Source organism: Bacteroidia bacterium (assembly GCA_040880525.1).
Taxonomy (GTDB): Bacteria; Bacteroidota; Bacteroidia; order CAILMK01; family JBBDIG01; genus JBBDIG01.
On record JBBDIG010000056.1, the window covers coordinates 1 to 11,188 of the forward strand.

Genomic DNA, 11,188 nt, shown 5'->3' on the forward strand with positions numbered 1-11,188 from the left:
GTAGTGTAAAAAAATTATTCACTTCTCAAAAGACAGAGTTTAAATTACACCCTCCACCTATCTGAACTCTTGATATTGATGTTTCCTTCAGTGCTTTTTGACGAAGAGTGCTTCCGGAGTTGGATATCAAAAGATGTGGAAGAAATCATTTTAACTTTATAAAGCATCTCCTGGAGTTTGAATGTCCTCTCGTTTTCAATCATTTCATTTACCTCCTTTGCAAAAACTTCGTTCTTTTGACCCTTGGTATTTAGAATAAAAAAATTTCCATTTTGGAATTTTTCAATCTTCATTAATCTTTCCATTTTGAACTCACCGTTATCAATTTCCTTTTTCCCAATACCTTGAATAAATTCTATCCGTGTATTTTCATCATATTGATCAGGATTTACAACAAAATAAAAGGGAACCGTTTCCACATAGTATTTTTCGGTTTCGGTGTCCTGCCAAACGGTAGCATGTATGTTGCCCTTGCCAAATCGGAAATATGCGCGGTCTCTTATTTCATACAGATTAGCTTTTTCATGGGTGCGAACATTCTTTACCGGGACATGAATTTTTTCTTCATAGAATTCTTCCGGTAGCCGTTCTGAAAAGCTTCTACTTTCTGCACTTATTTCTTTCAGTCGTTTTTCAATAATGGATTTAGCCGGTTCAGTCAGATTGGGAATATCTCCATGAGTTAAATCGTCTATGTGCTTTCTCACGCGATTGCCTTTGGTATCCCGCTCTTTGAAAGTCACTTTTTTGATTGGAATGCCGAAATTGCTCAAAGGCCTGCGAAGTTTCTTCTCAAAGAATACATCTGGCAATGGTATATCCAAGTCAAAATTACCTTTTTCAACAGCTTCCGCAAATACATTAAAATTCCCACCAAGAGCTTGCTTCAGGCTATCTATGTCTTTAGGTTCTTTCAATATATTCCCAAGACAACTAATTACTGCGGTTTGGATGGCGGGATCAGTGATGTATGGTATTTCATTTAACCGCAATAACTTTCCCAATTGCTTTTTTCCCGGTTCAGCCTTAGTTAGCTTTCTGTTCTCAAACTTGTCCTTTCCCTCAAAAAGTACTTCACATTTCTTGATTTCTCCTTTACCTTTTGCAGTTGCTTCATAATAAAGCTTTTCTGAAAATGCTTCTTTAGGAATAAGCTTATCGCTACTTGAAACTTGGATGTTCTTATCCTTTAATCGCTGTTCAATGACCTCTTTTATGTTTTCTTCTTCAATCAGAGGAATGTGCAAAAATTGGAGTTTGGATAGAGGAAGTCGCTTCTCTATTCCCCTGATTTTCACATTGATCAATTTCTTTTTATCTCTTTTTTCTTCGATAGGCTCCCATTTCAGAGTTTCCGGTATATTGTTCTTCCAGTTTTCGTTGGACAACTCCTTAAACTCTCTTCGCTTCGAGTATTTTTCTCCCTTATTTATTTCCCGGTAGGGAAGCGGCTCATGTAATTCTCCTCTTATCTGGTCAATCTCAATACGCTTTTTCTTTCCTTTTAGCTGAATGACTTTATTATACTTGTTTGTTTTCTTATTACGCTGTTTGTCATAAACCGCAATGTTTTGAACGGCCTTGACAAATTTATCTTTGAACTCGTTTAAGCTCCACGGGTGATATAGTGTGCTTTTAGTCTTTTCTTTTTTTCTATGTTGAGCCAGTTCCTGGTAAACGCCAAGATTAGTAAAGGCGATTATAATGGCATCCTCAGCGTGGTGGAAGTGATTGTCGCGGTTCTTGTCACCTAAATCCCATTCTTCACGCAGCATGGTAGTGGTGGCGCCTTTTACCGTTTGCACCTGCTCCTTACCAAAATAGGATTTCAGATAAATGGTTGCGAGCCGGGAAATGTAACCGGTATCGGTGATAAGGCTTCTCAGGTATTCTTCATCATCATTCAGGTCTTTGCTGAGATTATCAATTTCAAACCGTCTGTATTTGCTTCGATAGTAGTTCCTTTCAAAAGTCAGTTCATGTTTCCTTTGCTTTTGCCTATCCTTATAATTGCTGGCGGGCTTTCCTTTTAGGTCTTCGGTTATTTTATCAATTTCTGCAGTTAAGCTTTCAGCTTTTTTTCTCCATCCATCCACCCGTTGCTTAATCCTATCATAAGCCCAGTCCGATTTATAATTTGGAAGGTTTTCACACTCCTGTAATTCAAAGGGTGTACGGTCATCTTTGAACTCATTGAAATGTGTGGCGCATAAAGTCAGGTTAACGTCCGCATCACTCCAACAGCGGCTGCGAGGAATAATGTGTTCAAAATCAAATTTTCTTTTATCTCCAAAAAGATCATCAAAACAAATTGTTTCTCCAGTATAAGGACACTCATGGCAACCATTTATTTCCTGCAACTCTTGCCAGAGTTTATATCTCAAAATGTCTTTTTCATTAATGGGGGCAAGATTTGGATATTCTGCCAGTCTTTTCCTGATCTTCTCACGTTCCTGTTCCTGCTTTTTATTCCACCTACGAATAGCAATGCGCTTGTTCTTATCATTTAATTCACGGGCAAGTTCGATCCGCACAACATCCTGCTTTCCATATTTGGCTTCAATATGCTTTATCGCACTACGAAGCGCATACAATGCCTGCTTCACAATGGGATTGCGCAGGGTCTGAAATTTAGGTTCGGGCAATTCATTAGGTGAAGGGGGCAGATGCTCCACTTTAGCAGGATGCCAGAGGCGATCGAGTCGTTGTTCGTCCACGTTATATTTCTCTTTAAGGTGGTTTCGTATTAGATCAACTACCGGCTCCGTTCTCAGGAACTCCGGCTTAATGGGATTTTTGAGCAAGGCTTTTATTTGAGCTTTATAGTTTTCAATGGCTTCACTCAATTTACCGTTCTCGTTGATCCCTTTTATCTCCTTAAGAAATTTGGTGGCTTTCTTTTGTGTCCAATAGCCTATTCTTACTTTGTCCAACGCAGGAACCGGTTTGGGTTTCTTTTCATATTCGGTTTTAATAGCTTTCAATACGGCATTTTTTACTGTTTGCTCCAGTTTTTCTTCCTGCTTTTCTTTGATAAATGCACTGATGTCTTCATGAATATTTTGTTTTTCAGCTTCGGACATATGGAGCCATTTTTCTCTGCCAAATACTTCATCTATGTTGGCAAGGAAGACAGCATCAGTGTATTTCAATCCATCTTCCATAAAGGGAAGAATTTTGCGGATAGCCTTAATACTCAGGCTGCCATAACCGCTTTTGAGATTTATCTTTTTCAGGTCACCTTCTTTATCATCATCAAGACCATAGGTTTTAAGTTTGTTAAATAGAAGGTGATTATCCTCATAATAGGTGAAACAATGCCAGATTTCTTCATGAATGAATTCGAGACATTTTTTTTCTTTTTCCCCATCGGTCAATTTGCTCCAAAGTTCCCTACCTGTTTCTTCTATTATCCGCTTTCTTTCATCCTTATTTTTATCTCTGAATTCAGGATTATGGAGAATGTTTTCTCCACCGATTTTTCTAATGATCTTTTTCTCAATCTTTTGCTTTACAGCTTCCGGTAAGGATTTGAAGTCATCCCATTTAGTGCCGAATAGCTCGCTTAATTTTTTCGATGTATAATTTCCGGCAAAAGAACCAACTTGTTGTTCTTCTCCATTTTTCCATTCTTCCACATCACCTTCTGCAGTACCTTTTAGCTGTTCTTTTTTGATAACCAGTATCTCCAATACTTTGCTGATTGCTACTTTTCCGCTTTCATTACATTCTGTTGTAAACAGGGCGAGCAATTCTTCTCTTTCTGCCGGGCTTAGTTCGTCCCATGTACCATTACGATTTATTTTTAGGTTATTAATTTGCTGCAATGCGCGGAACCTTTCATACAACGGATGTGAAACAAGGCATCTGCTTTTGCCCACTTTTTTCACCAGTTCTTTACCTTTTTTACTTTTAAGAATCTCATTGGTTTTCTTATCTCTTATTCGTACGGTTTTGTTGGCAAAGGTACATTTGGCCACAAGGTGTTTTTGTGATTTCAGTGGTCGCTGGTAAAAAAGAATCCCCTTACGTTCATTGCCTAAAAATTCATACAGGGTAACTTCTACCCGTTCTTTTTTCTTCGTTCGCTTTTCGCCAGAAAGTATATTTAATCCGAGTCTCTCCGAGTGTCTATTCCATAGTTCATTGAATTCGTCTATGTACATTTGGCGATCGGCTTTTGTTTCTTGCCGGATGCGCCTTTCATGTACTCCCTTTATGTCTTTGAAATTCTTATCACCAGTTATTTTATGATATAGGTAGTTGCCAAGGGTTATATACTTGCCTTTTTCTATTGCTTTTCTTGTTTCATCCATTTCAGCATAAAATTCGGTAAGTGCCTTCGGATATTCTACTTCCACAATAGTTTCGGTTTCTTCGATCTTCAGTTCATCACCATATTTTTCCTGAAGTTTACTTACTTCATCCTGCCAGTTTTTCTTTTTGTCATTTTTCTTGAATTTATTCTTTACTGTTTTGTCATCTCCTTCGTCTTTGTTCTTAACTTTTCTGCTACTTTTAAATCCCCTTCGTTTTCCAATTTGATAAAGGATTCTACCAAACTCCATTTTGGTAATATGCCCAGTAAGAGCAATACTTCTTAATCGATATGAATCCATAGAAATAAATTCCAACATGTGGTCTATAAACTCATCTAAAGTTTCTGGATTTTTCTCCAGCTTAATATTAATTTCCGAAGGTTTTTTTCCAACAACACCGAACAGCAATAGAAGCTTGGCAATCCTTGCATTCAGCTGATAGTCGTCTTTGAACTTGTTTAGTCCATGATTTTTTATCTCCTGCTCGCTTAAACCGAACCTATCCTTTATTTCCCGGATGATAGCTTTTTGCTGTTGCTCATTTTCCAACACTTTCAGGTAGGGAAACATACCAAAGCGAGCAAGAACTTCAGTCATTTTGGTCAATCGATAGTTTTTGTAGAATACCTGCCTACGCATTTGCCGGGCTTTTCTTTTAGCCACATTCAATGGCTCTTCATTACTGCCGTCTTGTTTTACAGCCACTCCTCGTTGAAAAGTTGTTACACCGGCATCAATGGTTTTGCTGATATTATCCACTACCGCCCACCCAATAGAATTCGTTCCTAAGTCAAGTCCTAAAATTTTTGCCATGGCTTCTGTAAGTTTTGAGATTAACGATGTAAATATATGAGATATAATTTTATCTTTGGAGCAAGATTTATATATCTCTATTTTCAATCTTTTCATAATAAGGCTATATGCCGAAGGATACACTCCTATAGCCCCGCCTCGGTGGGGCTTTTTTTTGCTCTTCCTGATCTGATTCTTCCAGCCGGTAACCTGAAGCCGGAATAGACCCAAACCTGAGGCATTCTGGCAGCCTGCGTCATTTCTGCGGCTTTTCGCCTCTGCGTTCTTACTTTTGCGCCTGAAATTTTGAACCCAATCATCTTATGAAAAACTGGACTGCCATTGCCGCAATGGCCCTGATTTGTTTTGCTGCCCATGCTCAAAAAGAGCAGGTGCTGTTTACGGTGGCGGATGATACCGTTACCAAAGCTGAGTTTGAGTACATCTACCGAAAGAATAATGCGCAGGTGGAAGATGCTTACTCAGATGAAAAGATCCGCGAATATCTTGACCTCTATACCAATTTTAAACTCAAGGTAAAGGCCGCCAAAGACCAGGGCATTGATACTTCTGCTACCTTTCTAAAGGAATTTGAAGGATACAGAGAGCAGCTTATCAAGCCTTACCTCACTGACCGCACGGTAACGGAGGAACTCCTGAATGAGGCTTATGAGCGTTCGATGTATGAAGTGAGGGCGCGCCATATTCTCATAGGCGTGGCTCCGGATGCTCCCCCTGCGGATACGCTCAAAGCTTACCGGACCATCACTATGGTGCGCGACAGCATTCTGGGTGGGGCGGATTTTGGCGAAATGGCCATGAAGTTTTCCACCGATCCTTCGGCCCAGGATAACCAGGGTGATCTCGGATATTTTACTGCGCTGCAAATGATCTATCCTTTTGAAAATGCCGTATACCGGCAGGATACGGGCGAAATTAGCCAGCCCGTAAGGACGCAGTTTGGCTACCACTTGATAGAGGTGCTGGACAAGCGGACTTCCCGTGGCGAGCGGCAGGTGGCGCACCTGATGGTGAGACCGGAAGCCGGAGTTTCCGAAGCTAAGGGTGCAGGTGGCCGCCAGAAAATTGACAGCCTCTATGAGCAACTTCAGCAGGGCGCCAGTTTCGAGCAGCTTGTGCGCGATTTTTCTGATGACCCAAGTACAAAAGCCCAGGGAGGCAAGCTTCCGAAGTTCGCAACCCATTCCCGTTTTCTGCCAGCGGAATTTATTGAGGAAGCTTTCAGGATCAGAAATATTGGGGATTATACCCGCCCGATCGAAACGCGCTATGGCTGGCATATCATCAAGCTGCTGGATACTTTCAACGTTCGGAACCGCGAAGAGATGGAGGAGGAATTGCGCACCAAGATCGCCCGCGATGCCCGCTCCGAACTGAGCGAGGAAGCTGCCCTGGCACAGATACGCCAGGAAAATAAATTTAAGGAAAGACAGAAACACCTGAAGCCGGCCCGGGAGCAGATTGACAGTACACTGCTTTCTGGCGAGCTGGTTATTGATGAGGAAAACCTGCCGAAAAATAAATGGGTGGTAAAAATGGGTAAAGAGAAATTTTATCCTTCGGATTTTATCAGGTGGCTGGAAGAAAATCAGGAACCCAATAAATATAAATATCTGCCCTTCGCTATCGATCAATATTACAGCGACTGGAAGGATGAAACGGTGGTGGACTACCAGATCCGCCATCTGGAGGAGAATCATGCCGAATACAGGAACCTGCTGAAGGAATACAAAGAGGGGATCCTGCTTTTTGACGTTACTGATAAGATGGTATGGTCAAAGGCAATGACTGATACAGCCGGACTGGAGGCGTTTTTTGAGCGCAACCAATCTGACTATACCTGGCAGCAACGCGTGGAGGCGGAAGTCTACTCACCCAAAAACAAAGCGATCGCAACCCAGGTGAAGGAGATGCTCGCAGAGGGCATACCTCCGGATTCGCTAACGGGATTGCTGAACCTGGAAGATCCGATTAACCTTGGATACACCTATGGCAAATTTGAGCAGGGCGACAATGAAGTGGTTGACAAGGTGCAGTGGACAAAGGGCGTTCATGAAACGGAGGAAGATGGCAAGCACTATATCGTTAGAATTCAGGAGGTTTTGCCACCACAGCCAAAGGAACTCAAAGAGATACGGGGAATGGTTATTGCCGATTACCAGGACTTTTTAGAAGAGCAATGGATCCAGGAATTAAAACAGAAATACCCCGTTACCATAAATGAAAAGGTTCTCAGCAAACTCTTTTAAAATATTCTTTCTGTTCATTGTTTTTCCGGTTTTCAATGCCTGCCAGTTTTTTGATAATAACGAAGAGGAAAGGATTCCTGTGGCACGGGTTTATGACGAATATCTTTATGAAGATGATCTTGCTCCCATATTTGAAAGTGCGGCTACTTATGACGACAGCATGATGCTCCGCCAGAATTTTATTAATAATTGGATTAGGAAACAACTTCTCTTTCAGAAGGCGCTGGATAACCTCACGGAAGAACAAAAGAACAAGGACAAGGAACTGGCAGATTATTATAATTCGCTTATAACGTATGAATACCGGCAGGCCCTGCTTCATCAGCGGCTGGATACGGTGGTAACCCGGGAGGAGATTGAAGAATACTTTCACCAGAACGAAAAAAATTTCCAGCTTAAGCGTAACATCATCCGGTTCATTTACGTAAAGCTTCCGAGAGAGGCGCCAAAGCTGGATCATGTCAGGCAATGGTACAGTTCAGCCAGAACTGAAGATCTGGATTCACTTCAGAAGTATGCTATCCAGTTTGCAGAGAATTTTTCAATTGATGAGAATAGCTGGTATTTTCTGGAAGATATTTTAAAGGAGGTTCCACTTACCACTTATGACCAGGAACATTTTTTAAAAAACAATAAAACAATTGAAATTGAAGATTCTGCTTATTATTATTTAGTAAATATCCTGGATTTCAGAATGGTGGAAGATCTTTCACCAATTGAATTTGAAGTGGAAAATATCCGCAGGATCATCATTAACCGAAGGGGTATGAATATGGTGAGAAAAATGGAGGATGATATTTTCAAAGAAGGAGGAGCAGAAAACAATTATGAAATATATTAAAATGAAAAAAACAGGTTTGATCGGGCTGTTGCTGATAATATCTTCAGTTGCCTTTGCACAGGAAAAGCCGCGCAAAGGAGAAGTGCTGGACAAAGTAATTGCAGTGGTGGGTACGGAGTTGATCCTGAAATCGGACATAGAGGCGCAGATGCACCAGGTGGAGTTGCCGGAAGGACTTACTGAGGGCGAGGCTCGCTGCCAGCTTTTAAATGATCTGATGCAGCAGAAAATGCTCCTGAACCGTGCGAATATTGATAGCCTTGAGGTGAGCGAAGAGCAGGTTTCGGATGAAATCAATGACCGCATCAACTACTTCGTTTCGCAAATCGGAAGCGAGAGTGCACTGGAAGAATATTATGGAAAGTCAATTCCTGAGATAAGAGAGGAATTCTATGATCCCATTCACGAGCAGCTCCTTATACAAATGATGCAGCAGAAGGTGATCGCCAACACCCGCATTACGCCTTCAGAGGTAAAAGCTTTTTACAACAATTTACCAAAAGACAGTTTGCCTTTTCTTAGTGCTACGGTTGAAGCCGGTGAGTTGGTTCGCTATCCTGAACCCACTGCAGCGGAGAAGGAAGCCGCCAAAAATCGCCTGCAGGAGCTCAGAGACCGGATCGTGAAAGGCGAGAGTTTTGAAACGCTGGCCGTTTTGTATTCTGATGATGACGGTACAGCCGCTAAAAAAGGCGTGGTAGGGGCCGTAAAACGTGATGATCTGCAACCGGAATATTCAGCCGTGGCATTCCGGCTTTCTAAGGATTCGGTGTCTCAGATCGTGGAAACGCAGTATGGCTACCATATCATCCAGCTTATTGAGCGCAGGGGCGATATTATCAACACGCGGCATATTCTTATCAGGCCGAAGATAACGGAGGAGGCGAGAGAAAAAACCCGGCAATTCCTTGACAGCATCCGTCACCAGATCGTGCATGATACGCTCACGTTTGCACAGGCCGCTACTTTGTATTCGCAGCGGTCAGAGACGCGCAACAATGCGGGAATGCTGTCCGACCCTGCCAGCGGAGCCTCCAGGCTTCCCGTTGACAAGCTGGACAAATCCCTCTTCAACGTGGTGGATACAATGAAGGCGGGAGAGGTTTCAAAGCCTGTAGCCTATCAAACCGTGGATAACCGGCTTGCCTATCGTTTAATTTATTTAAAAGATAAAACACCGCCCCATAAAGCCAACTTGAAAGACGATTATCAACAAATACAGGAATTTGCGCTGGAAAATAAAAAAATAGACCGCCTGATGGAATGGGTGGAAGAGTACATTCCCAGAACCTATGTGCGCGTAGACAGCGATTATTCTCATTGTGAAGAACTCCAATACTGGATGAAAGAATAGTTTAATGGAGCCAACATTTTTCATTATTCAATTGAAATAACAAAACAACAGATGCAAGCAAGTACCTCAGAAGTAGAAGCGATAGATGAACTGAGCAGGCGATATAAACAACTCAGTACTGAAATAAATAAAGTGATCCTGGGCCAGGATAAAATAATTAAAGATGTGCTGATCTGTATCTTCAGCCGGGGCCACTGCCTGCTGATTGGCGTTCCGGGCCTGGCCAAAACACTGCTGGTGCATACCATTGCCGATGCCCTCGACCTGAAATTCAGCCGGATACAGTTCACACCTGACCTCATGCCTTCGGATATTACGGGAGCTGAGATACTGGATGAGAACAAGCGATTCCGGTTTGTAAAAGGACCGGTGTTCGCCAACATCCTGCTCGCGGATGAAATAAACCGGACACCGCCAAAAACGCAGGCCGCATTACTGGAAGCTATGCAGGAAAAGAGCGTAACCGCTGGCGGACAACTCCACCGGCTTCAGGATCCTTTCTTTGTGCTGGCTACGCAAAACCCAATAGAGCAGGAGGGAACCTATCCACTTCCCGAGGCGCAACTTGATCGATTCATGTTTAATATTTTGGTGGAATATCCTACCATGAAGGATGAAATAGACATTGTAAAAAGCACCACTTCCGATGTAATGGCGGAAGTCAATAAAGTGCTGACAGGAGAGGAGATCACCCATTTTCAGCGGCTTATTCGGAAAGTCCCGATTGCGGATAATGTGCTGGAGTATGCCGTAAAGCTTACCCATAAAACGCGACCGGATTCTGATATGGCAGCAGAGATGGTAAAAAACTATATTTCATGGGGAGCCGGCCCGCGGGCTTCACAATATCTGGCCATTGGCGCCAAGTGCCATGCCGTATTCATGGGCAAATATTCGCCTGATATTGAAGATGTACAGGCAGTGGCCCTTCAGGTGCTTCGCCATCGCCTCGTCAAAAATTATAAGGCAGAGGCCGAGCGGGTTACCCTGGATGATATTATCCTGAGTTTGTTTTAATTTTAAGTTTAAAAATCAATTAAGAAATACATTTATGGCTTTTGAAATAACAGGGAAAATCCACGATATTTTTCCTACTGAACAGATCAAGGAAACTTTTAAAAAGCGTGAATTTGTTCTGAGCTACGATGAAAATGGCTATGAGCAGCTTATCAAATTCCAGTGCATCCAGGACCGGTGCAGCATCATGGACAGCTATAAGCCCGGAGATGAGGTAAAGATCGCATTCAACATTAAGGGTCGCTCTTATACCAACCGTGATGGCAAGCTCATGTACTTTACTAACCTGGAAGCATGGCGCATTGAGGGCGCAGGCAGCGGCCCTTCCCAACCGGCTGACACCGCTTTCCCTGAAGACAGCTTTAGCCAGGCTCCACCGCCTGATGATGACGATCTTCCGTTTTAAGAAGCTATTGCCGGACATTTAACCGGCATTCCCACAAGCGGACGCTTGCGGGAGAGTGGGGTTTTTGCGCTGCAATTCTCATGATCTTTTGTATCCACTTCTCTGTCGCAAGCGTCCGCTTGTGATTTTCAGGCTTGTCTCGTCCTGAAAAAAGTTTACAGGTGAAGTGTTAGTCCTGGAATAGGTTTA

At 42.5% G+C, this 11,188-nt stretch carries 6 protein-coding genes; 5 read left to right on the forward strand and 1 reads right to left on the reverse strand.

From position 1 onward, the window contains the following. Positions 1-44: 44 nt before the first annotated feature. A complete protein-coding gene (cas9, locus tag WD077_15300) occupies positions 45-5,132 on the reverse strand; it encodes a type II CRISPR RNA-guided endonuclease Cas9 (protein ID MEX0968597.1) in 5,088 nt (1,695 codons plus the stop codon). Between the two features lie 302 nt (positions 5,133-5,434). Here cas9 and WD077_15305 point away from each other — a divergent pair, with 302 nt between their 5' ends. From WD077_15305 to WD077_15325, 5 genes are read left to right on the forward strand one after another with little or no spacing between them, the layout of a single operon-like run. Next, positions 5,435-7,381 (forward strand): peptidylprolyl isomerase, encoded by a 1,947-nt coding sequence (locus tag WD077_15305; protein MEX0968598.1) that lies wholly within the window; start codon positions 5,435-5,437, stop codon positions 7,379-7,381. Continuing rightward, complete coding sequence (locus WD077_15310; GenBank protein ID MEX0968599.1) at positions 7,353-8,222, forward strand: hypothetical protein; 870 nt, start codon at positions 7,353-7,355, stop codon at positions 8,220-8,222. Before WD077_15305 ends, WD077_15310 begins: the two co-directional genes overlap by 29 nt. A 1-nt stretch (position 8,223) precedes the next feature. After that, a complete protein-coding gene (locus WD077_15315) occupies positions 8,224-9,576 on the forward strand; it encodes a peptidylprolyl isomerase (GenBank protein ID MEX0968600.1) in 1,353 nt (450 codons plus the stop codon). Positions 9,577-9,627: 51 nt separating this feature from the next. Then, positions 9,628-10,593 carry an AAA family ATPase gene (locus WD077_15320; GenBank protein MEX0968601.1) on the forward strand — a complete coding sequence of 322 codons (966 nt, stop codon included), beginning with the start codon at positions 9,628-9,630 and terminating at the stop codon, positions 10,591-10,593. Between the two features lie 34 nt (positions 10,594-10,627). Further along, positions 10,628-10,999, forward strand: a complete 372-nt coding sequence (locus tag WD077_15325; protein ID MEX0968602.1) for a DUF3127 domain-containing protein — start codon at positions 10,628-10,630, stop codon at positions 10,997-10,999. The last annotated feature ends 189 nt before the right edge of the window (positions 11,000-11,188 follow it).

Coding starts and splice junctions, on each gene's coding strand:
- WD077_15305 (MEX0968598.1), top strand. CDS start 5,435: ATGAAAAACTGGACTGCCATTGCCGCAATGGCCCTGATTTGTTTTGCT.
- WD077_15310 (MEX0968599.1), top strand. CDS start 7,353: ATGAAAAGGTTCTCAGCAAACTCTTTTAAAATATTCTTTCTGTTCATT.
- WD077_15325 (MEX0968602.1), top strand. CDS start 10,628: ATGGCTTTTGAAATAACAGGGAAAATCCACGATATTTTTCCTACTGAA.
- WD077_15315 (MEX0968600.1), top strand. CDS start 8,224: ATGAAAAAAACAGGTTTGATCGGGCTGTTGCTGATAATATCTTCAGTT.
- WD077_15320 (MEX0968601.1), top strand. CDS start 9,628: ATGCAAGCAAGTACCTCAGAAGTAGAAGCGATAGATGAACTGAGCAGG.
- cas9 (MEX0968597.1), bottom strand. CDS start 5,132: ATGGCAAAAATTTTAGGACTTGACTTAGGAACGAATTCTATTGGGTGG.